We start from the raw sequence: 22,371 nt of genomic DNA on the forward strand, positions 1-22,371 counted from the left end.
CGACCTCATTCCGGATCGAGGAGTCCTTCGGGCGGATCGATGACGATCAGTCGGTCCGCGAGCGACACGGTGGGCACGATGGCGTTGACGAACGGGATCAGGATCTCCCGGCCATCGTCGGCGGCTTTCACCGAAAGTAGTTCTCCCGCAGCGGAATGCAGCACTTCACGCACGGTGCCGACCACGGTGGCGTCGGTGAGCTGGACGGTCAGCCCCTCGAGTTCGTGGTCGTAGTACTCGTCCGGGTCATCGCCCGGCGGCAGATCCTCGCTGTTCACGAAGAACAGCGTGCCGCGCAGTGCGTCGGCCGAGTCCCGGTCGCCGACTCCGGCGAGAAACACCAGAAGCCGGCCCGAGTGCTCTCGGGCCGACTCCACGGTGAAGTCGCGGACTTCCTTGGATCGGGCCAGCCGACCGCGCAGCGTGCTGCCCGGCGCGAACCGGGCCTCCGGCTCATCGGTGCGTATCTCGACGACCAGTTCACCGCGCACGCCGTGCGACTTGGCGACCCGTCCTACGACAAGTTCCATCTACTGGTCGGTGTCGACCACGTCGACCCGGATACCCCGGCCGCCGATACCGGCGACGAGGGTGCGCAGCGCGGTCGCGGTACGACCACCGCGACCGATCACCTTGCCCAGGTCGTCGGGGTGCACATGCACCTCGACGGTGCGTCCGCGACGGCCGGTGATCAGCTCGACGCGGACGTCATCGGGATTCGCGACGATGCCGCGAACAAGATGTTCGACGGCATCGGCGACGACAGCACTCACGACTCCACCTCGCTAGCGCTCGGCTCCGTCGTGAATGCCGTGGGCGCTGTGCCTGTGGTTCGCTCGCTACGCTCGCTCACGGTTACTCGGCGGCCTCAGCAGCGGCGGGCGCCTCGGCGGCCTCTTCCTTCTTGGCGGCCTTCTTCTTCGGGGTGGTGGCCTCGCCGGTGGGGCCGTTGTCGGCCGAAGCCAGCGCGGCGTTGAACAGGTCCAGCTTGGACGTCTTCTCGGCCTTGACCTTCAGCGTGCCCTCGGCGCCCGGCAGGCCCTTGAACTTCTGCCAGTCGCCGGTGATCTCCAGCAGGCGCTGCACGGGCTCGGTCGGCTGCGCGCCGACACCCAGCCAGTACTGAGCGCGCTCGGAATCGATCTCGATGAGCGACGGCTCTTCCTTCGGGTGGTACAGGCCGATGGACTCGATGGCCCGGCCGTCCCGGCGGGTGCGCGCGTCGGCGACGACGATGCGGTACTGCGGGTTGCGGATCTTGCCCAAGCGGGTGAGCTTGATGCGAACAGCCATGCTTGTTCTGCCTCTTTCGTAGGTTGGTCACGGCGCAATTCAGCGACCCGCACGGTCTGCGAGCCCGGTTTAGCGCATGGAGTGTGTGACCGCCGCGCGGTACGTGACCGGAGACGGGCTGACACTTGTCCGGAAGGACGGTGGTCCATTCTGCCAGACGGGCAGCGTTCACCTGAAATCGCCCGCCTGGCACGTTGCGAACCGGCGCCGCGCGGCTATAAACGAGGCATGGGGATCTTCCGTCGCCGCAGGCGCAATCAGAGCACGACCCGAGAGGTCGTGGCTGATGTGGGCACTGACGTCGCCGTCGAGTATGCCGCTACCGGTCTGTTCCACGTGCTGCGCGGGATCGTCTCGGGAATCGTGCACATCCTCACCTGAGTCAGCAGCTGATTTCGCACGTGTCCACGGCTCGTCGGGGACTCCGGATACATTTCGCTTGTCGCCGAAACGCAGCCTGCGCGGCTCGCGCTACGACCTGCGGTAGCGCAGTAAAACCACCCCAGAGTCGAACGGGCGCGTCTCAACGAGTTTCAGCTTCGGGATCTCGAGGGCGTCGGCGAACAGTCGCTTACCCGCACCCCGGACCACCGGATAGACGAACATCCGGTACTCGTCCACCAGATCGGCGGCGCTGAGCGCGTGGACCAGCTGGATGCTGCCGGTCGCCACGATGTCCTTGCCCGGCTGGTCCTGCACGGCGCGGAGCTCGTCGATGCCGCGCAGGATGACCGTGTTCTCCCACTCTGGGTCGTCGAGTGTGCTGGACACGACGTACTTCGTCGCCTTGTTCAGGTGGTCGGTGACGCCGGTCGTGTCGTCGGATTGCTTCGGCCAGTACCCGCGCATCTGCTCGAAGGAGACCCGCCCGAGCAGCACCGCGTCGGAGCTCGCCATGTGCGCGCCCAAGGCCTCGTTGATGTCGGACTGATCCACCCCTTCGGCATTGGCCACGTTGAACCACTCCGCTGCCTCGATCACCCCGTCCAGCGTGATGTTCTCGGTAACAATCAGATCCCGCATCGCTGCTCCTTCGGTCGGAAACCTCCACTACTGAAGACGCGGCGCGCCAACCGAATTCATCGGTACCTCGGGAACCGGCTCACCCCTCCGATGCCGCAGCAGGAGCCGCGGCGGTGAGCGCGTGGGTCTGCGTCCACGGTCCGCCCCACCACAGCTGCCAGCCGAGCGAACGCGCGGTGAGGGTTTGGGCACCGTTGGCCGTGAGGGTGGTCTCGTATTCGCCGGTCCGGCCGATATCGACCAGCACGAGGTGGCCACCGGGCCGCAGCACGCGCAGCGCCTCACGCACCGCGGCGGCGCGGCCCGCGGACGCTTTGATGTTGTGGATGGCGAGGCTGGAGACGATCACGTCGAATTCGCCGTTGCGGAACGGCAGCGCGGTCATGTTGCCGGTGTGCAATTCGATTCGGTCGGCGACGTCTTCGGCGACGGCGTTGCGCTCGGTGGTGGCGCGGCTGTTGCCCGACTGGTCGACCGAGCGCCACAGGTCGATGCCGACGGCCCTGCCTTCGGGCAAACGCTTGGCAGCGGCGAGCAACACCGCGCCCCGACCGCAGCCCAGGTCGAGCAGGCGTTCGTCGCCGCGCAGGCCGAGGTCGTCGAGCAGACCGTCCCAGGCGCGGAACTTACCGCGGCGGGTGGCATGCAGGAACAGTCCGAACTGGGCGGCCATGGCGAGGCCGATCAGGAACGCCAGCCAGGCCGGCGCGGTGTTGCCGACCAGCGCGTTGGCGACCGCGGCGACCAGGAAGCCGACCGCGAGAACGCCGAGCATGAGCATGATCGGCGGCGCGTCGAAGCCGTAGGACGCTCGCCGCGGTGTGGTCGTCGTCACAATGCCGATTCTAGCGAGATCGAGAAATTTCGCGCCCCAACACTTTTCAGGGCTTCGATGCTCAGCGGACCAGCGGAGCGAGGGTGCGTCCGGCGAGATCGACCGCGCCGGGCTGGTGGCCATTGGTGATCATATTGACGATGATCCCTTGCACGCCTTGATCGAGAACCCTGGTCTGCAACTGCTCGGCTACTTCGTCGGGCGCGCCGACGAATTGACGATCGGCGATGCTCTGCGCGCGCTCCTCATCGGAGAGGGCGTCCACGTCGATACCGATGCCGCGCAGCATGTCTCGCTGCTCCTTACGGGCTTGATCGCCGTCCTCGTCGACCATCAGGAAGCACAGGTAGCTGACCTCCAGGGTGGCCGGGTCGCGGTCGACCTCGGCGCAGCGCTGGTGCAGGGCCGCGATCTTCTGCGGCAGTTCCGAGGCATTGCAGATGATGTTGAGGTGGTCGGCGTAGCGGGCGGCCAGCGCGAAGGTCTTCTTCTCGCCCGCGCCGCCGAGCATGATCGGCAGATCGTCGCGCAGGCGCGGCTCGTTGATCGCGTTGTCGGTGTGGTACCACTTGCCGTCGAAGGTGGCGTGCTCGCCGCGCAGCATCGGCTTGATGATCTGCAATGCCTCGTCGAGGCGCTCGAAACGATCGGTGAACGTACCGAATTCGAAGCCGAACGACTTGTGCTCGAGCTCGAACCAGCCCGCGCCGATGCCGAGGATCGCACGACCCGCGCTGACCAGATCGAGCGTGGTGACGGTCTTCGCGAGCAGTGCCGGATTGCGGTAGGTGTTGCCGGTCACCAACGCCGACAACTGAATTCGCTCGGTGGATGCGGCGATCCCGGACAGCGCGGTGTAGGACTCCAGCATCGGATCGTCCGGATTACCGATCCCCGGCAGCTGATAGAAGTGGTCCATCACGAACACGGTGTCGAACCCCGCCGCCTCGGCCTCCCTGGCCTGCGCGACCACCGTCGGGAACAGCTCACGAACCGGCTGTCCATAGCTGAAGTTGGGCATCTGATAGCCGAGACGAATGCTCATACCGCCCGACGATACGCGCGCCCCCGTGACGCCCGAACGCGCGTTCATGATCAGGGGAAACTGGTGCAGGCAAATCGCGAGAGGCCAACAGCACCAGTTCCCCCTCGACCTCGGCGGGGACGCCGGGCCGGGCGGCGGTGCGCTACCGGTGGCCAGTGACGGGGTCGTGGTGGGCGTACAGGCGGCCGCGTAGGACTACGGCGTGGGGGGTGATCAACACCTCGGGGTGGGTGCGTGGGTCCTCGTGGTAGACAACGAAATCGGCGGGGGCGCCGGGTTCGATGCTGGGGCGGCCGAGCCAGGTTCGGGCGTTCCAGGAGGCGGCGCCGAGGGCGTCGTGGGCGGACAGGCCAGCGCCGGACAGGGCGGTGATCTCGTCGGCGATGCGGCCGTGCCGGATGGAACCGCCCGCGTCGGTGCCCGCGAAGATGGGGACGCCCGCGTCGTGGGCGTTGGCGACGGTGGTGCGGACGCGGCGGTGCAGGTCGCGCATGTGCGCGGCGTAGGTGGGGAATTTGCTTGCGCTGTCGGCGATTTCGGGGAAGGTATCGATGTTGACGAGGGTCGGCACGAGGGCGGTGCCGTGTTCGACCATCATCTCGATGGTGTCGTCGGTGAGGCCGGTGCCGTGCTCGAGGCAGTCGATGCCCGCGTCGATCAGGCCGGGGAGTGCGTCTTCGCCGAAGACATGCGCGGTGACACGGGCCCCGTTGGCGTGGGCCGCGTCGATGGCCTCTTTGAGGATGGCGTCGCTCCACAGGGGGCGCAGATCGCCGACGGAGCGGTCGATCCAGTCACCGACGATCTTCACCCAGCCATCACCGAAGCGAGCCTGTTCCGCGACGATCTCCGGCAGGTCGCGTTCATCGTCGAGCTCGATGCCCAACTCACGGATGTAGCGACGTGGGCGGGCGATATGGCGGCCCGCACGGATGATCCGCGGCAGTTCCTCATGGTCATCGATGAACCGGGTGTCGATGGGCGAACCGGCGTCGCGCAACAGCAGCGCGCCAGCATCACGTTCGGTCTCCGCCTGCGCGATGGCCCCGTCGCGATCCTCGTCTCCCCCGCCATACCGGATCCCGACGTGGCAGTGCGCGTCGACCAGCCCCGGCACGATCCAGCCTGTGCGACACAGTGTTTCGGCGCCAGGCACCGGCTCGAACGACACCAGCCCATCCCGCACCCACAGATCGCGGACTTCCTCCCCAGGGAGAACCACACCTCGCAGATGCACAGCAACCTCCTGGACGTCGTCGGCTGCCTCCAACCTAACGCCCATCCCCCAGCCCGTCACACGCCCGGCCCGCCGACGACTGCCGCGCTGTCGACGCTTCCTCCGATCAGCGGCAAGCGGCCCCATCCCGCGCACCGATTCTCCTGCCGCGCACGGAACAGCCAGCGAATTCACGCGCGGCGACACACAACGCGCGCGAGGAGCACCGTCGAGCTTGGGCGCAGCAGGCCGGTCCCCCGGCGGGAGGCGTCAGCTGGAGTCGTCACCCGCCGGGTGGCGGCAAACCGACCGCCATCACGCGCACCGATTCTCCTGCTGCGCACGGAACAGCTGGCGAATTCACGCGCGGCGGGACACAACGTGCGCGGGACGCTCGGTTGGGGCTGGTTAGGCGGGGTCGACCAGCGTGATGTCGGTGCGTTCGCGGCAGACCTCGCGGACTGCGGCGAGCCCGGCCGCGATGGCTGGTTGGGCGGCGCTTCCTCGGCGGATGCAGATAATGTGGCGGCGGGTGGGGGCGGCGTCGCCGTGTAGTGGGATGCGGATGACTGCGTGGTCGGCGGGGAGGGTGGCCAGGCGGGGGATCAGGCTGACGCCGAAGCCGTGGGCGACCATGGCGGAGATGCCGATCCAGTCGACGCCGCGCTGGGTGATGCGGGGCATGAAACCGGCGGCGGCGCAGGCGCCCAGCTGGAGCGCGCAGTGCGCGACTCGGTCCGGGGCGCCGACCCAGGGCTCCTCGGCGGCCTCGGCCAGCGCGACGCTGCGGCAGTCGGCCAGGCGGTGGCCGACCGGGACCAGCAGGTCTTGTGGCTCGTCGATCAGCTGGCGCTGTTCGAAACGGGGATCGTCGGGGGGCGGGGCTGCCCGGCGTCGGGATCAGGACGCCGATATCGCTGTCGCCGGTGAGCAGCAGGTCGAAGCAGTGCCTGCTTTCGTCCTCGCTCATCTCGATCGCCAGCAGCGGGTTGGCGTCGCGCAGCCGAGCCGCGGCGGGTGCGACCAGCGCGACAAGTGCCGTCGGCATGGCGCTGATCCGCAGCACGCCGCTGATGCCGGTGCGGTGTGCGGCGAGCTCGGCCCTGGCCCGCTCGGCCTGCGCGAACAGTTCGTCGGCGTGCCGCAGCAGGGTGTGCGCGGCGGAGGTCAGGCGCACTCGGCGGCCGATCTGCTCCAGCAGCTGCACGTCCAGTTCCTTTGCGAGCAAACGCAATTGCTGGGACACCGTGGAGGGTGTGAGGTGCAGCGCTGCCGCGGCCGCGGTCACCGTTCCGTGTTCACGCAACAACCGGAGGGTGTGCAGGCGGGGGTCGATCATGCACTTATTCAACATGATTCGGTGCGAAATCTTTTGATGGATTCGAACGTGATCTCCGGCAACCATTCGAGGTATGACCGCTTCAGCCGCCGCACCGACCGAACCCGCCGACCAGCACGGCTGCCGACAGTGCGGCTGGCCGGTCGATCAGCCCAGCGCCACCGTGTCGAGCCATCGGACCTCGGAGGGCGTGATCGTCTACACCCGCTGCGTTTGCGGCACCCTGAATGTCTGGCTGGAAACCACCGCGCGCCGACTCGTCACGCCCTGACCCGCGCGAGGCCGCCGCGCACGCATTCTCCCGCCGCGCACGAAACTGCTGGCGAATTCGTCCGCGGGGCGCCAAACCGCGCGCGGGGCTCATCACCGCGCGCGGGGCTCATCGCAGCTTGACGTGACCCATGAAAAACCGCCCCGCACCGGCGATCTCGGTGCGGGGCGGCGTAAACGTGTCAGTTCTTGGGGAACTTCAGCTTCGAGATATCGAAACCTTCGAGCCCGGGCGGCAACTGGTCCAGACCGGGGGGCATATTCGAGATATCCGGCATGCCCGCAGGCATCCCGGGCATCCCCGCGGGCATGCCCGGCATACCACCGCGCAACTTCGGCGGAGTCGGCCCGCGGCCGCCCTTCTTCCCCTTCTTGCCCTTTTTGTTGTTGCCGCGACGGGATCCGGGCATGCCCATCTGACGGCCCATCATCGCCATCATCTTCTTGGCTTCGAAGAACCGATCGACGAGCTGATTGACCTCCGACACCTGCACGCCGGAACCGTTGGCGATGCGCAGCCGACGAGACGCGTTGATGATCTTCGGATTGTCCCGCTCGGCCGGCGTCATACCGCGAATGATCGCCTGCACCCGGTCCAGCGACTTGTCGTCGACGGCCGCGAGGGCGTCCTTCATCTGACCCGCGCCGGGCAGCATGCCGAGCAGGTTGCCGATCGGGCCCATCTTGCGGATGGCGAGCATCTGATCGAGGAAGTCCTCGAGCGTCATCTCGCCGCTGCCGATCTTGCGGGCGGCTTCCTCGGCCTGTTCCTGGTCGTAGATCTGCTCGGCCTGCTCGATCAGGCTGAGTACGTCGCCCATGCCGAGGATGCGGCTGGCCATCCGGTCCGGGTGGAAGACGTCGAAGTCCTCGAGCTTCTCACCGGTGGAGGCGAACATGATCGGCGCACCGGTCACCTCGCGCACCGACAGCGCGGCACCACCGCGGGCGTCGCCGTCGAGCTTGGTGAGCACGACACCGGTGAAGCCGACGCCGTCACGGAAGGCCTGTGCGGTGGCGACCGCGTCCTGACCGATCATCGCGTCGAGCACGAACAGCGTCTCGTCCGGCTGCACGGCGTCGCGGATGCCCGCGGCCTGCCGCATCAGCTCTTCGTCGATGCCGAGGCGACCGGCGGTGTCGACGATGACCACGTCGTACTGCTTGCTGCGGGCCTCTTCGATACCGCTGCGGGCGACCTCGATCGGGTCGGCGGCCGAGACACCGAGCGCGTTGTCGCCGCCGCCGATGGAGGTGCCGCCGTGCGGCGCGAACACGGGCACGCCCGCGCGCTCACCGACCACTTGCAGCTGGGTGACAGCGCCGGGACGCTGCAGGTCGCAGGCCACCAGCAACGGCTGATGTCCTTGTCCCTTCAGCCATTTGGCGAGCTTGCCCGCGAGGGTCGTCTTACCGGCACCCTGCAGACCGGCGAGCATGATCACGGTCGGCGGGTTCTTGGCCAGGGTCAGCCGGCGGGTCTCGCCGCCGAGGATGCCGACGAGTTCCTCGTTGACGATCTTGACGACCTGCTGGGCGGGATTCAGCGCCGCGGAGACCTCGGCGCCCTTGGCGCGCTCCTTGATTCGGGCGATGAAACCGCGCACCACCGGCAGCGCGACGTCGGCTTCGAGCAGGGCTAGCCGGATCTCACGACAGGTGGCGTCGATGTCGGCCGGTGACAGACGCCCCTTACCACGCAGATCCTTGAGGGCACCGGTAAGCCGGTCGGACAGGGATTCGAACACCGATCGCGCTCCTGATCTCGGGGGACGTCAATTGCCTCCCAGGGTAATGGGATAGCCGACAACTCTGCGCACGGGGATGAACGCGCGGGAAAGCGACCGGGGCATTTCGCTTCCCGGTCGCTGGATTTCCCACGCTAACAGCAGGTCTTATTCGAGCGAACGGCGACGCGGTTTGGCCGTCTTGCGATAGTCGTGATTCTCCTTGGCCACCATGTACACCGCCTCGCGGGCGGTCAGTCCCAGCTCGAGTGCCAGGTCATCGAGGATGGCCCATTCCGTGGTGGTGGGGATTCGTGAGTTGGCGACCGTGGAGGCGATGGTCATGGCGGTCACAGCCTGTTGTCCGGTCAATGTGCGACCCGGTAGCCAGGAAACAACCCAGCGATCCCCGCCGACGCACCGCGCCATGTGCGTGGTTTCGTCGCTCGTCATCATCGACGCCGAAACAACTTCAATTGCCACCGACGTGCTCCCCTCATGCTAGCGATAGCCAGACGCTCTGATAGTAGAACGTGAGGGAGCCTCGAGATATAGGTTCCAGCAAATGATGTGCAACAGATTGGTTACTCGATAGCGAAGGTCAGGAGCCGATGATCTCTGGCCCCGGCATACCGTCCGCGGGCTTCTTCGGCGCCGGCCGCGGGACGACGGCCAGGATCGCCTTTTCGAGGTCCGCCCGGCGGTCTGGGCTGTCGGCGGAACCCAGGTCGAGGCAGAAGGTGTCGACGACGGCCGAGCCCATGGTCACCACTTTCGCCCAGCGGACGTCGGCGCCGCCGTCCTCCAGCGCGGCGGCGAGCCGACTCAGCACACCGATCCGATCCTCGGCGCGCAGTTCCAGCAGCACCTGTCCGGGCACCGACGTACTGGACCACAGCACTCGCGGTTGGGCCTGCGCGTACTGGCTCGGTCCGACGCCGCTCGCCTCGCGCTCGCGCTTCGCGAGCACAGCGGGCACGTCCAGGTCACCGGCGATGGCGCGGATCAATTCCTGACGCAGCAGTCCGGCGTCCGGCGGATCACCGAACTTCGGCGACACCACGAAAGTGTCGATGGCGGAATCGCCTTCGACGCCGAGCGAGGCCGAGAGCACCCGCAGCGAATGCAGTGCGAGCACCCCGGCGGCGTCGGAGAGCAGGCCCGCGCTGTCCGGCGCGATCACGGTGACCGTGTAGGTGTACTTGCCCTCCCCTGGCTTCAGTTCGACGTGCACGCCGCCCGCCTTGGCCTTGGCGACCAGTTCCGGTGCGATCGGTTCCGGCGTCGGCAACTCGCCGCCCGCCATCACCAGGCGGCAACGCCGGACCAGATCGCCGATCAGCGAGGCCTTCCAGTCGCCCCACACGCCGGGGCCGGTGGCCAGCGAATCCGCCTCGGCCAGAGTGTGCAGCAGTTCCAGCAGTTCCGGATCGCCGCCGAGCGCGTCGACCACGTGCTGGACGGTGGCGGGGTCGGCCAGGTCGCGGCGGGTCGCGGTGTCCGGGAGCAGCAGATGGTGGCGTACGACGGCGCTCAGGGTGCGTACGTCCGATGGCCAGAGGCCGAGGCGGCGGCCGATGTGCGTGGCCAGTTCGGCGCCGACGACGCTGTGGTCGCCCGCGCGGCCCTTGCCGATGTCGTGCAGCAATGCGCCGAGGGCGAGCAGGTCCGGCCGGGCGACGCGGGTGCTCATCGCGCTGGCGTAGGAGACCGTCTCCATCAGGTGACGATCGACGGTCCAGGTGTGCAGGGCGTCGCGCGGCGGTAGGTCACGGACGGCGCCCCATTCCGGAAGTAGCCTGCCCCACAAGCCCGTTCGGTCGAGGGCCTCGATCGAGTCGATGGCGCCGCGGCCCGCGCCCAGCAGGACCAGCAGGTCGTTGAGGGCGTCCTTGGGCCACGGCTCACGTAGCTCGGGCGCGTCTTCGGATAGTCGGTTCAGCGTGGTGGCCGACATCGGCAGCCCGGTCTGCGCCGACGCGGCCGCCACTCGGAGGATGAGGCCGGGGTCGCGCTGTGGCCGCGCGTCCCTGGCCAGCACCACCTCCCCCGCGTGCTCGACCACCCCCTCATCGAGCGGCCGACGCACTGGCATGCGGCGGAGGCGGGCCAGACCGCGCCGCGGCAAAGCGTTTGCCGCGGTACGCAATCCGACATCCACCGAGTAGCTGACCGTCCGCGCGGAGTCGCTCAGTGTGCGGGCGAGATCGAAGCGGTCGCCGATGCGCAGCGCCGCGCCGATCTCGTCGGCATCCTGGGCTCGTAGCTGGTCACGGGCTCGACCGGCCACCCGATGCAACTCCGTGCGAACATCTAGCAACCGTCGGTGTGCCTGTTTCAGGCCACCTCCGGGCACCTCGGGACCGAGTCCTGGCATGGCATCGGTCAATTGGGCAATGGCCAGGGCATCGAGCAACTGGATGTCCCGTAGCCCGCCGCGCCCGTTCTTCAGATCGGGTTCGGCGCGATGCGCGATCTCGCCGCTGCGCTGCCACCGCGCCTCGGCCTGCGCGATCAGCTCGTCGAACCGGGTACGAATCCCGGTCCGCCATTCCCGGCGCACCCCGCCGATCAGCAGGTTGCTCAGGTCATGATCGCCGACGATGTGTCTGGCCTCGAGCATGCCGAGCGCGGCGATGAGATCGTCGGCGGCCACCCGCAGCGCCTGCGGCACGGTCCGCACGCTGTGGTCGAGCTTGATGTGGGCGTCCCACAGCGGATACCAGAGCTGGTCGGCCACCTCGGCGACCCTGGCCGGGTCGACGTCGTCGTGCAGCAGCACCAGATCCAGATCGGAGTACGGCAGCATCTCCCGGCGACCGAGCCCGCCGACGGCGACCACGGCGAGGCCACTGTCCCTGGTGATGCCGAGCTCGGTGCCCTTGCTGGTGAGCCACAGCTCGTAGAGATCGACCAGGGCCTGTCGTAAGGATTCGGCGTCGAGCCGAGGGTTGCGTGGCATGCCGCCATCGAGCAATTGGGTTCTAGCGCGGACCAAGTCGGCCGCTCCATTGGATACCTTGCCGCCGTTAGCTTCTCCGGCGCCGTGCTCGTTGCTGCTCATGCCGACCCCTCGCTGACGCTCGGTCCCGGCATGCGCCGCAGCGCGCTGGCTTCTTGGTTCGCTCGCTGGCGCTCGCTCACTACCCACCACCCATCCATACGATGCGGCCCCGCCCCGACCGGTGCTCCGGTGGGAGGCGGGGCCGCCACTCGATCGATATTCGTTACAGAGCGTCGGTACCGCGTTCGCCGGTCCGCACTCGGATGATCGTGTCGACCGGAGTCACCCAGACCTTGCCGTCACCGATCTTGCCGGTGCGCGAGGCCTCGACGATCACCTCGACGACCTTGTCCACGGACGCGTCGTCGACGACCACCTCGACCCGAACCTTGGGCACGAAATCCACGGAGTACTCGGCACCGCGGTAGACCTCGGTGTGACCCTTCTGGCGGCCGTAACCCTGGACCTCGCTGACAGTCATGCCGAGCACGCCCGCCTGCTCGAGCCCGGTCTTGACGTCCTCGAGTGTGAACGGTTTGACGATTGCGGTGATCAGTTTCATGTTCGTCATGCCTCCTTGACGGCCGAACGTGCCGTGTTGCCCACAGCGGCGAAATCGTAGGCGGTTTCCGCGTGCTCGGACTCGTCCAAGCCCACCGACTCGGCTTCGTCGCTCGCGCGCAGCCCAATGGTGAACTTCACGATATAGGCAATGATCAGGCTGGCGATGAAGGAGAAGGCAAGCACCGCACCGGCACCCACCGCCTGACGCCACAGCTGATCGATGCCGCCGCCGTAGAAGAGACCGGTCTTGCCCGCGCCCGCCTCGGGCGCGGCGACCAGGCCGACCATCAGGGTGCCGACGATGCCGCCGACCAGGTGCACGCCGACCACGTCGAGCGAGTCGTCGAAGCCGAACTTGTACTTCAGACCCACCGCGAGGGCGCAGAGCGCACCGGCCACGGCGCCGATGGCGAGCGCGCCGAGCACGTTCACCGAGGAGCAGGACGGGGTGATCGCGACCAGGCCCGCGACGATGCCCGAGGCCGCGCCGAGCGAGGTCGGCTTACCGTCGCGGAACTTCTCCACCAGGATCCAGCCGAGCAGACCGGCAGCGGTCGCGATGGCGGTGGTGATGAAGGTGGAGCCGGCCAGGCCGCCCGAGGTGAGCGCGGAGCCCGCGTTGAAGCCGAACCAGCCGAACCACAGCAGACCGGCGCCGAGCATGACGAACGGCAGGTTGTGCGGGCGGAACGGGGTGGTCGGCCACCCCTTACGCTTTCCGAGGACCAGGACGAGCGCGAGCGCGGCCGCACCGGCGTTGATGTGCACCGCGGTACCACCGGCGAAGTCGACCGCGAGCAGCTTGTTGGCGATCCAGCCGCCCTCGTGCACGACGGTGCCGTTGGCGTCCTTGGCGTCGAAGTCGAAGACCCAGTGCGCGACCGGGAAGTACACGACGGTGACCCAGATGCCGGCGAACAGCAGCCAGGAACCGAACTTGAGGCGGTCGGCGACCGCGCCCGAGATGAGGGCGACCGTGATGATGGCGAACATCAGCTGGAATGCGACGAACACGGTCATCGGAATCGTGCCGAGGAGTGGGATATTCGTCGCCGCCGTGGTGACGGCGCCGCTCGCGTCCTTGACTTCGGGAACGGCGTTACCGCCGATCAATCCCTTCAGTCCGAAGAACTGCGCGGGATCGCCGATTACGCCGAATTTGTTGTCACCGAACGCCATCGAGTATCCGTACAGCGACCACAGCACGCCGACGAGTCCCATGGCGCTGATGCTCATCATGATCATGTTCAGCACGTTCTTCGAACGGACCATGCCGCCGTAGAAGAATGCCAGACCGGGCGTCATCAACAACACAAGCGCTGAACTCGCCAGCATCCATGCGGTGTCACCAGTGTCCGGTGCACCGGTAAGGGGAAAAGCCACCTTAAAGTCCTCCTCATCTCGGGCCCTGCCGACTCCGGCAAATGGACCTGCACAGAAGGGTCCTCACTTGGTGTTTCATCCACAGAGCTGGCGTGTTTCACCTGCGTGAACGGATGGGCCAGTTGTGTTGCTTCCACGTTTCGTGGTTTACGCCGCGACTTTCCGGGCGCACGGAAAGCTAGTTTCGGACAAAAGGGATATGCGGTTACTGACGAGTATGCACAGCAAACATTCCGTTTGCGACAGCTTTCCTCGCAAAAACACGAAAACATCCCATGGGCGCGGACCGGTACCGAGCCTTCGGATCAATCGAGTCTGCGGATCAGCCGAGCAGTGCGTCCACGAAGGCGCCCGGCTCGAACGGCGCCAGATCGTCGGCGCCCTCGCCGAGGCCGACCAGCTTCACCGGGACGCCCAGCTCGTGCTGGACCTGGAAGACGATGCCGCCCTTGGCCGTTCCGTCGAGCTTGGTGAGCACCACGCCGGTGATGTCGACGACCTCGGCGAACACCCGGGCCTGCATCAGGCCGTTCTGGCCGACGGTGGCGTCGAGCACGAGCAGTACCTCGTCGACGGCGGCCTTCTTCTCTACGACGCGCTTGACCTTGCCGAGCTCGTCCATCAGGCCGGTCTTGGTGTGCAGGCGGCCCGCGGTATCGATCATCACCACATCGACGCCGCGCTCGATGCCCGCGGTCACCGCGTCGAAGGCAACGGCGGCCGGGTCGGCGGATTCCTTGCCGCGGATGGTGTCGGCGCCGACGCGCTCGCCCCAGGTCTGCAGCTGGTCGGCGGCGGCGGCACGGAAGGTGTCGGCCGCGCCGAGCAGCACGCGGCGGCCGTCGGCGACGAGCACGCGGGCGAGTTTGCCGGTGGTGGTGGTCTTTCCGGTGCCGTTGACGCCGACGACGAGCAGGATCGACGGGTGGTCGGCGTGCGGCAGGGCGCGGATCGAGCGGTCGAGTTCCGGGCGCAGCGCCTCGATCAGCACGTCGCGCAGGACCGCGCGGGCCTCGTCGGTGGTGCGGACGCTGCGCGAGGCCATTTCCTCGCGCAGCCGCTTGACCACGGCGGCGGTGCTGGCGGTGCCGAGGTCGGCGAGCACCAGGGTGTCCTCTACCTCTTCCCACGAGTCGTCGTCGAGGTCGCCGCCGCCGAGCAGGCCGAGCAGGCTCTTGCCGACCGCGTTCTGCGAACGGGACAGGCGGCCGCGGAGGCGGACGAGGCGGCCCGCGGTGGGGTCGATGTCTTCGAGAGGGATGGGGGCTTCGGCGCCCGCAGCGGTGTCGGGAGCGGCGGTTTCGGTCGGGGCCGTGTCCCTGCCGCTCAGCGCTCCGGCTGGTCCGGACGGCGCTGCGCCCTTCCCGGTCGGCGATGTGCCCGGCTTGACGGGGGGCGTTCCGGTCTCGGCCGGGGCCGATTCAACAGACGCACTACCGGACTCAGGGGACACAGTGCCGGATTCGGCAGTGCCGGATTCATCCGATGCGGTGTCAGCCGTGCCCGGAGCCGGAGTCGTGCCCGTCTCTACAGACTCCGCGGTGTCCGTGCTCTTCGGCGCAGCCGCCGTGTCCGAGCCGGACTCGGTTTCCGGCGCCTCGACGACGTCGGTCTCCGGCAGCGCGACATTCGTGATCCCCCGCTTCGGCGCGTCGCGCGGGATGGCCGCGTCGTCGCCGACGTGCGGCTGGCCGTCCGTGTCGGTGCGCTCGACCGGCTGCGGCTCCTTGGTCGCCGCACCGCCTCGACTGAAGTTGAACCCGCCCGACGCCGCATAACCACCGGACTTGTCGGTCAGTTCTTTGTCGGCAGGCGGCGGCGTCAGCGATACCCGGGAGCGCTTGTACCGGACAAATCCGACAACAAGCACCACCAGCAGTAAGGCGGCGACGACGACGATCAGGATCCAGGCTGCGGAACTCACGCGCCCATCCTTGCAGAACGAAGCGGCCCGCTTTACCACGCCGCCCCGAGGCCGAGACACAACCCCCGAGATTTCTTGTCCTGCGGAACTTCTCGCGAGGTGGCAATAGGATCGGCGACGTGACCGATCGAAACGTGCTTGGGGGGCCGCTGGAAGAGTGCGGCGCCGATCCTCTCACCGGGTTCTACCGGGACGGCTGCTGCAGCACCGGGCCGGAGGATCTCGGTAGCCACACCGTGTGCACCGTCGTCACGGCCGAATTCCTGGAACACCAGGCGTCCATCGGCAACGATCTGAGTACCCCGCGCCCGGAGAACAACTTCCCGGGCCTACAACCAGGGGACCGGTGGTGCGTGGTGGCCGTGCGGTGGTTACACGCGCATGAGGACGGTGTCGCCGCACCCGTAGTGCTGGCCGCCACCCACGAAAACGCCCTGGAAGTGATCTCGATGGACATCCTGCGCAAGTACGCCGTGGACGTGCCCAACGACGTCAGCGACCTGTTGTAACCCGCCCATCCCCCGGCGGCAGCCCGCGGCCCGCGCCACGGCTGCCGACCGGCTCTGTCCCCGACCCGTTCGGGCCACGTCCAGTTTCGACCCGCGTCGCTTTTGCGCCATCCGATCCCGTCCTCGCACAATGCGATTCAGATCACAGCCCCGCCCGCCGCGCGGACCGTGTCACAGATCTGCACCTGCTCTCGGGATCCGCACTCGGAATAGGGCCCTAAAGCCGGTGCGGATCCCGAGACAGGGTGCGGCAGTGGGGGTGATCATGATCGGCGGGCGGCGGTGCGTTGGCGGTGCGCCTTCTGGCGGCAGGCCGCCGAGCAGTAGCGGGCGCGACGTCCGGTTCCGGTGTGCCGAATCGTCGCGTCGCAGACCGGGCAGCGGTGGTCACCGGTTTCGTTACGATCCGACGATTCGTTACGCACATTGGCTTCGGGAGCACGATTCGTTACGCCCGGTACGGCACGCATTGCGTCGAGCACAATCGCCGCGGTGCGGTCGATCCGTCCTTTGGACTGCTGAAGGCGTTGGATGGCAACGCATCCGGTGAAGATGGCCAGCACATCGGACACCTCGATATCGCCGCGCACCGCGCCCTGACGCTGCCCGGCCTGCAGCAATGCCCCCAGCGCCTTATGGAAGCGCGCCCCCGCGCTCATCATCAGGGCGCGCGGCCAGCCGTCGTCGGATTGCATCAGTTCACAGAGCGCCTCGTTGCCCGGCGTCGAGGCCACCACCTCGGTGCAGAAGTCGAAGAACGCCGCACCGGGATCCGGCGCATCGAGGTGGTCGGCGGCCAGCTTGGCCAGCCGATCGACGCGCTGCTGCATAACCGCTTCCAGCAGATCGAATTTGGTCGGGAAGTGCCGGTAGACGGTGCCCGCGCCGACCCCGGCCCGGCGGGCCACCTCGGCGAGCGACACCGAGGGGCCGTGCTCGGCGAACGCCCGTTGCGCGGCGGCCAGCACCAGCGCGCGGTTGCGCCTGGCATCGGCTCGCGCGGCAGTGTTGGACGGAGCCTCGACAGAAGCGGTCATTTCGTTACGGCCTTCCCTTGCGCGACCTGGTCAACCGGGTCAGGGCACCCGTATGGTCCGAAATGCGGGTTGTCCGACCCGATTCTATCGACAGAGAAGGCACGCATGTCCCCTCAGCACAACCTCGTCCTGGTCACCGGCGCCACCGGCAAGCAGGGCGGCACGACCGCCCGCAGGCTGCTCGCGGACGGCAGGGCGGTGCGGGCGCTGGTCCGTGACCCACACGCACCCGCCGCCCAGGCCTTGGCCAGTGCAGGCGCGGAACTCGTCGTCGGCGACTTCGACGACCCAGGCACACTTCCCGCCGCACTCGCCGGTGCCGCAGCGCTTTTCGCGGTGCCACCAGCGGCCCACGGCCCGCAGGGCTGGGATGTCGACCTCGAAGCCCAACGCGGAATCGCACTCGTCGACGCGGCCCGCCGCGCCGGGGTCGAGCAGATCGTGTTCACCGGCATCGCCTCGTTCAGTGGCGACAACACCTGGGGCGCCGCAGGCAAGAGCCAGATCGAGAACGCCATCGCGAACAGCGGCCTCCGCTACACCCTGCTACGCCCGGTCCGCTTCATGGAGAACTACCTCATGCGCGGCTTCCCGGTCGACGGCATCGTCGACGGCGTGCACCGGCACCTCTTCCCCGCCGATCGGCCGATGAAAGTCATTGCCCTGGCCGACATCGCCGACATCGCCGCGCTGGCCTTCGCCGACCCGGACCGCCTGCACGGCAAGACCCTCGAACTCGCGGGCGACGCCATCACGCCACCGACCGCGGCCGAAGCCATCACCAAGGCCACCGGCCACCCGGTCCGCTACCAGGAACTCGACGAGGCGGCCGCCGCCGAACTCGGCGACTCGATCGCGCACACCTGGCGCCTGATGCGCGCGACCGGCGGCTGGCGCGCCGACATCGTGGCTGTCCGCGAAATCCATCCCGGCTTGCGCACATTCGACACCTGGCTCACCGAAACCGGTGCCGCCCAGATCACGACTCTGCTGAACAACGACCAGGTCAGCGCACCGCACTGACCAACGGCGGCGGCGTACCGTCGATCAGGTGAAGTGGGGACGACGGCGGACCAACCGCCAACTGCGGAACCCGATCAGCGCCGAGGTGGACGAGCTGTTCGGGCCATCGCGCAAGCACATCCACGAGCGCAAGGAGTGGATCGCGGTCGCCAAGGTGGACGATCGCGAGTCCGGCGACGATCCGCTGGTGGATCTGACGTCCGGCGTGGTCGTGCTCAGGGTCGTCCGCGAGAGTTAGCGGCTGAACTACGCGGCGCCGACCGGGGCGAGGTTCTCGCCCCGGAGGCGCTGCGAGATGACCTGGGTGATGCCGTCACCGCGCATGCTGACGCCGTAGAGCGCGTCGGCGATCTCCATGGTCGGCTTCTGGTGGGTGATGACGATCAGCTGGCTCTTCTCCCGCAGCTGCTCGAACAGCCCGATCAGGCGGCGCAGGTTGGTGTCGTCGAGCGCGGCCTCGACCTCGTCCATCACGTAGAACGGTGACGGGCGGGCGCGGAAGATGGCCACCAGCAACGCCACCGCAGTGAGCGACTTTTCGCCACCGGACAGCAGCGACAGCCGCTTGACCTTCTTGCCCGGCGGCCTGGCCTCCACCTCGATGCCGGTGGTGAGCATGTTGGACGGGTCGGTGAGGATCAGCCTGCCCTCGCCGCCCGGGAACAGCTTGGCGAAGACGCCGACGAACTCGCGCTCGACGTCCTCCCACGCCTCGGTGAACACCTGCAGGATCCGGGCGTCCACCTCGGCGACCACCTCGAGGAGGTCCTTGCGCGCGCTCTTGACGTCTTCGAGCTGGGTGGCCAGGAAGTTGTAGCGCTCCTCGAGCGCGGCGAACTCCTCCAGTGCAAGGGGATTCACCTTGCCGAGGGTGGCGAGGTCCTTCTCGGCGCGTTTGGCGCGACGTTCCTGGGAGGTCCGGTCGTAGGGCATCGGCGCGGGCGCGGTGACCTGTTCGCCACGCTCCTTAGCCTGCTCGTACTCCTGCCATTCCAGGTCCGTCGGCGGCAGCGGCACGTCGGGGCCGTACTCGGCGATCAGGTCGCTGAGCGCGATGCCGAACTGCTCGGAGATGGTGGTCTCGAGCTGCTCGATGCGCAGCGCCGCTTGGGCTTTCGCCACCTCGTCGCGGTGCACCGCGTCGGTGAGCTGGGCCAGCTGGGTGGACAACGCGCGCACCCGCTCCTTGACCTGCTCGACCTGGGCGGCGGCCTCGCCACGACGGCGGACCAGGTCGTCGCGGCGGGTACCCGCTTCGGCGACAACCTTTTCCAGCTCCGCGGCAACGCGAGCGCCGGATTCCGCCACTGCCGCAGCGACTTCGGCGGCCTTCTTGCGCGAGGCCTGGGCGCGTTCGGCGCGGGCGCGGGTCTCGCGCTCGGCGCGCGCGGCCCGACGCAACGAATCCGCCTTGCCGCGAACCGATTCCGCGCGTTCCTCGGCGGTGCGCACCGAAAGGCGCGCCTCCACCTCCATCGACCGTGCCTCGGCCAGCGCGGCGGCGGCCTCCTCGCGTTCGCGGCCCGCGGTCTCGGTGCCCGCAGAGGTGCCGTCGGAGTCGATCTCGGACTGTTCGAGTTCGGCATTGCGCAGCCGGTCCTCGATTTCGGCCAGCGAGGTGAGTGATTCCTCCCGGCTCGCTTCGGCTTCCGTGCGCTGCGAGAGCAGCCGCTCGCTGTCGGATTGTGCGGTGCGGGCCGCGTGGCCGAGCCTGCCGAGCCGGTCGTAGATGGCGACCAGCGACTGATCGGATTCGTGCAGCGCGAGCAGCGCCTGGTCGACGGCGTCCTTGCGATCGGTCTGTTCGGCCAGCGCGCCGGACAGTGCCGCCTCGAGTTCCTCGGCCCGCCGTTGTGCCGCGACGAGATCGGCTTTGGCGCCGTCGATGTCGGCCTGGATCTCCAGCTGGCTCGGCGCGCGGTCGGAACCGCCCAGCAGCCAACCGGATCCGGTGAGGTCGCCGTCGCGGGTGACCACGCGCACGTCCGGTCGGGCCGCCACCACCGAGCGGGCGGTGGCCAAGTCGTCGACCACCGCGATACCGGTGGTCAGTGCCGAGATCGCGGCACGCACGCTGTCCGGGCACTCCACCACATCGGCGAGCCAACGTGCGGCACCCGGCAGCTGGCCGAGCTGCGGGCGGCTACCGCCACCCGCGCCGAATACCAGTGCGGCACGACCACCGTCGGCGTCCTTCAACGCGCGGATGGCGTCGTGCGCCGATTCGCCGGTGTCCGCCGCGACGGCATCGGCGAGCGGACCGAGCGCGGCGGCGACCGCGGCCTCGAACCCGCCGTGCACCCGCAACAGTCCGGACAGCGGTCCGAGCAGTCCCTGCGACCGATGCTCCACCAACCAGGCGGCACCGTCGCGACGGGCCAGACCCATACTGAGCGCCTCGATCCGCGCCGACAGCGACGCGACCCGCTTGCTCGCCTCACGGTCCTGTTCGCGCAGTTCGGTGACCCGCTGATCGGCGAGCGCGAGCGCCTGCACCGCGTGTTCGTGCTGCGCGTCCAGGCCCGCCTCGCCGGCGTCCAGCTCGCTGAGTTCGGTCTGCACCGTGTCGAATTCGGCCTGCGCCGCGTCGCCACGCTGCCTGGCGTCGGCGATCGAGGTGGTCAGCCGGGCGATCTCACCATCGAAAGACTGTGCCCTGGTGCGCAAGGTGTCGACCTTGCCGACCAGCCGCGCCACGCCTTCGCGACGATCCGCGATCGCCCGCACGGCGGCCAGGTGCGCCTGCTCCGCGGCCTTGGCGGTGTGCTCGCGTTCGGCCAGCGCGTCCCTGGCCGCCTCGAGGGTCTCGGTCGCGATCTCGACCGCCTCGCGCAGCTCGGCCTCCTCGGCCTCCACCCGCTCGGCTTCGGCCTCCAGCTGCTCCGGGTCGCGCCCGCTGCCGACCGGGGTTTCGGTGTCGAGATGGCGGGCCCGGTCCTGGGCGATCCGGATGGTCGCGTTGACCCGCTCGGCCAGCGCGGACAGCTGGAACCAGATCTGTGCGGCGGCCTCGGCGCTCGGCGTCAGCCGGGACAGCTGGAATTCCTGCTGCGCCAGTGCGGCATTGGCGGCGTCGAGTTCGCTGTGCACGTTGATGTGCTGCTCGCGGGCGTAGGCTTCCTTGCTCTGCTGGCTCTCCAGCTCGCCGCGGCGGGTCACCAGGTCGTCGGCGGCCAGGCGCATCCGCGAGTCGCGCAGGTCGGCCTGCACGGTCTGCGCGCGACGAGCCACCTCGGCCTGCCTGCCGAGCGGCTTGAGCTGGCGGCGCAGTTCGGTGGTGAGGTCGGTGAGGCGGGCCAGGTTGGCCTGCATGGCCTCGAGCTTGCGGACCGCCTTCTCTTTGCGCTTGCGGTGCTTGAGCACGCCCGCGGCCTCTTCGATGAACGCGCGCCGATCCTCCGGGCGCGATTCCAGAATGGCCGAGAGCTGACCCTGCCCGACGATGACGTGCATCTCGCGGCCGATGCCGGAGTCGCTGAGCAGCTCCTGCACATCCATCAATCGGCAGGAGCTGCCGTTGATCTCGTATTCGCCCGCACCGTCCCGGAACATCCGCCGGGTGATGGACACCTCGGCGTAGTCGATCGGCAGCGCGCCATCGGAGTTGTCGATGGTGAGGGTGACCTCGGCGCGGCCGAGCGCGGCCCGTCCCGCGGTGCCCGCGAAGATCACGTCCTGCATCTTGCCGCCGCGCAGCGCCTTCGCGCCCTGCTCGCCCATCACCCAGGTCAACGCGTCGACCACGTTGGACTTGCCGGATCCGTTCGGACCGACCACGCAGGTGATACCGGGCTCCAACCGCAGCGTCGTCGCGGACGCGAAGGACTTGAAGCCCTTCAACGTCAGGCTCTTGAGATGCAAGTCGACGACCCTTTCCGTGTTGGATTGGCGACCTTCGCCGCCCCTCCGTGGTTACGCAAGCTGCCGCCTCCGGGCCGAACGCTCACGTCGCCGGTTCCGATTGGCGGCCTTCGTCGGTTTCCGCAACCTCGCCCGTCGCCGGGCTCATCGCGCACGCCGCCGTCTTCTGCCTGGTCAGCAGACGCGGGCGACCAGCCATGGTATCCGTCGTGTGTCGAATACCCCCGATGCGGGACGGCCCACGTGACCGAGTGGTGGTTCGGCGATACACGTAGGTTATCGAGTCATCCCGCAATATCGCGTATTTCAATGTGCCCG

Annotated in this window: 20 protein-coding genes and 2 pseudogenes; 5 read left to right on the forward strand and 17 right to left on the reverse strand. The window is 68.2% G+C overall.

Going from position 1 to position 22,371, the window contains the following annotated elements; all coding sequences use genetic code 11:
- Positions 1-5: 5 nt before the first annotated feature.
- From rimM to rpsP, 3 genes are all read right to left on the reverse strand, one after another.
- Positions 6-530, reverse strand: a complete 525-nt coding sequence (gene rimM, locus ACQPW1_RS36540; protein ID WP_433656945.1) for a ribosome maturation factor RimM — start codon at positions 528-530, stop codon at positions 6-8.
- Positions 531-773 (reverse strand): RNA-binding protein, encoded by a 243-nt coding sequence (locus tag ACQPW1_RS36545; protein WP_011210690.1) that lies wholly within the window; start codon positions 771-773, stop codon positions 531-533.
- A gap of 82 nt (positions 774-855) precedes the next feature.
- Positions 856-1,293: a 30S ribosomal protein S16 gene (gene rpsP, locus ACQPW1_RS36550; RefSeq protein WP_433656947.1), complete on the reverse strand. Its 438-nt coding sequence runs from the start codon at positions 1,291-1,293 to the stop codon at positions 856-858.
- A gap of 228 nt (positions 1,294-1,521) precedes the next feature.
- On the opposite strand from rpsP, the gene ACQPW1_RS36555 reads away from it, so the two are divergent.
- Positions 1,522-1,674 carry a hypothetical protein gene (locus tag ACQPW1_RS36555; protein ID WP_433656949.1) on the forward strand — a complete coding sequence of 51 codons (153 nt, stop codon included), beginning with the start codon at positions 1,522-1,524 and terminating at the stop codon, positions 1,672-1,674.
- Between the two features lie 90 nt (positions 1,675-1,764).
- Here ACQPW1_RS36555 and ACQPW1_RS36560 read toward each other — a convergent pair whose 3' ends face one another.
- The 6 genes and pseudogenes from ACQPW1_RS36560 to ACQPW1_RS36585 all read right to left on the reverse strand — a co-directional run.
- Complete coding sequence (locus tag ACQPW1_RS36560; protein WP_433656951.1) at positions 1,765-2,316, reverse strand: dihydrofolate reductase family protein; 552 nt, start codon at positions 2,314-2,316, stop codon at positions 1,765-1,767.
- 79 nt (positions 2,317-2,395) lie between these two features.
- Complete coding sequence (locus ACQPW1_RS36565; RefSeq protein WP_433656953.1) at positions 2,396-3,151, reverse strand: class I SAM-dependent methyltransferase; 756 nt, start codon at positions 3,149-3,151, stop codon at positions 2,396-2,398.
- 61 nt (positions 3,152-3,212) lie between these two features.
- Positions 3,213-4,196, reverse strand: coding sequence for an LLM class F420-dependent oxidoreductase (locus ACQPW1_RS36570; RefSeq protein WP_433656955.1), 984 nt, complete (start codon positions 4,194-4,196; stop codon positions 3,213-3,215).
- A 142-nt stretch (positions 4,197-4,338) separates the two neighbouring features.
- A complete protein-coding gene (locus ACQPW1_RS36575; protein WP_433656956.1) occupies positions 4,339-5,478 on the reverse strand; it encodes an amidohydrolase family protein in 1,140 nt (379 codons plus the stop codon).
- 342 nt (positions 5,479-5,820) lie between these two features.
- A pseudogene (locus ACQPW1_RS36580) lies at positions 5,821-6,261 on the reverse strand (LysR substrate-binding domain-containing protein); the annotation flags it as partial.
- 40 nt (positions 6,262-6,301) lie between these two features.
- A pseudogene (locus ACQPW1_RS36585) lies at positions 6,302-6,817 on the reverse strand (LysR family transcriptional regulator); the annotation flags it as partial.
- 7 nt (positions 6,818-6,824) lie between these two features.
- Between ACQPW1_RS36585 and ACQPW1_RS36590 the strand changes: the two are divergent.
- Complete coding sequence (locus tag ACQPW1_RS36590; protein ID WP_433656958.1) at positions 6,825-7,022, forward strand: hypothetical protein; 198 nt, start codon at positions 6,825-6,827, stop codon at positions 7,020-7,022.
- A gap of 181 nt (positions 7,023-7,203) precedes the next feature.
- On the opposite strand, the gene ffh is transcribed toward ACQPW1_RS36590, so the two are convergent.
- The 6 genes from ffh to ftsY all read right to left on the reverse strand — a co-directional run bounded on the left by ffh (position 7,204) and on the right by ftsY (position 15,623).
- A complete protein-coding gene (gene ffh, locus ACQPW1_RS36595; RefSeq protein ID WP_433656960.1) occupies positions 7,204-8,769 on the reverse strand; it encodes a signal recognition particle protein in 1,566 nt (521 codons plus the stop codon).
- Positions 8,770-8,916: 147 nt separating this feature from the next.
- On the reverse strand, positions 8,917-9,231 hold the full coding sequence (locus ACQPW1_RS36600; protein WP_357378324.1) for a hypothetical protein: 315 nt from the start codon (positions 9,229-9,231) through the stop codon (positions 8,917-8,919).
- Positions 9,232-9,349: 118 nt separating this feature from the next.
- Positions 9,350-11,812 (reverse strand): [protein-PII] uridylyltransferase, encoded by a 2,463-nt coding sequence (locus ACQPW1_RS36605; RefSeq protein ID WP_433656962.1) that lies wholly within the window; start codon positions 11,810-11,812, stop codon positions 9,350-9,352.
- 163 nt (positions 11,813-11,975) lie between these two features.
- The gene (locus ACQPW1_RS36610; protein ID WP_040737447.1) at positions 11,976-12,314 is read right to left on the reverse strand and encodes a P-II family nitrogen regulator; all 339 of its coding nucleotides are present in this window, start codon (positions 12,312-12,314) and stop codon (positions 11,976-11,978) included.
- A gap of 5 nt (positions 12,315-12,319) precedes the next feature.
- Positions 12,320-13,699 carry an ammonium transporter gene (locus ACQPW1_RS36615; protein ID WP_433656964.1) on the reverse strand — a complete coding sequence of 460 codons (1,380 nt, stop codon included), beginning with the start codon at positions 13,697-13,699 and terminating at the stop codon, positions 12,320-12,322.
- A 322-nt stretch (positions 13,700-14,021) separates the two neighbouring features.
- On the reverse strand, positions 14,022-15,623 hold the full coding sequence (ftsY, locus tag ACQPW1_RS36620) for a signal recognition particle-docking protein FtsY (RefSeq protein WP_433656966.1): 1,602 nt from the start codon (positions 15,621-15,623) through the stop codon (positions 14,022-14,024).
- 119 nt (positions 15,624-15,742) lie between these two features.
- Between ftsY and ACQPW1_RS36625 the strand changes: the two genes are divergently transcribed.
- A complete protein-coding gene (locus ACQPW1_RS36625) occupies positions 15,743-16,132 on the forward strand; it encodes a DUF2237 family protein (protein WP_396992204.1) in 390 nt (129 codons plus the stop codon).
- 263 nt (positions 16,133-16,395) lie between these two features.
- Here ACQPW1_RS36625 and ACQPW1_RS36630 read toward each other — a convergent pair whose 3' ends face one another.
- Positions 16,396-17,169, reverse strand: a complete 774-nt coding sequence (locus tag ACQPW1_RS36630) for a TetR/AcrR family transcriptional regulator (RefSeq protein ID WP_433656968.1) — start codon at positions 17,167-17,169, stop codon at positions 16,396-16,398.
- Between the two features lie 105 nt (positions 17,170-17,274).
- Here ACQPW1_RS36630 and ACQPW1_RS36635 point away from each other — a divergent pair, with 105 nt between their 5' ends.
- Both ACQPW1_RS36635 and ACQPW1_RS36640 read left to right on the forward strand, forming a co-directional pair.
- On the forward strand, positions 17,275-18,192 hold the full coding sequence (locus ACQPW1_RS36635; RefSeq protein WP_433656970.1) for an NmrA family NAD(P)-binding protein: 918 nt from the start codon (positions 17,275-17,277) through the stop codon (positions 18,190-18,192).
- Between the two features lie 28 nt (positions 18,193-18,220).
- A complete protein-coding gene (locus ACQPW1_RS36640) occupies positions 18,221-18,430 on the forward strand; it encodes a hypothetical protein (RefSeq protein ID WP_433656972.1) in 210 nt (69 codons plus the stop codon).
- A gap of 8 nt (positions 18,431-18,438) precedes the next feature.
- Here ACQPW1_RS36640 and smc read toward each other — a convergent pair whose 3' ends face one another.
- Positions 18,439-22,053: a chromosome segregation protein SMC gene (smc, locus tag ACQPW1_RS36645; RefSeq protein ID WP_433656974.1), complete on the reverse strand. Its 3,615-nt coding sequence runs from the start codon at positions 22,051-22,053 to the stop codon at positions 18,439-18,441.
- Positions 22,054-22,371: the final 318 nt, after the last annotated feature.

Source organism: Nocardia sp. CA-128927 (genome assembly GCF_050955855.1).
Taxonomy (GTDB): Bacteria; Actinomycetota; Actinomycetes; order Mycobacteriales; family Mycobacteriaceae; genus Nocardia.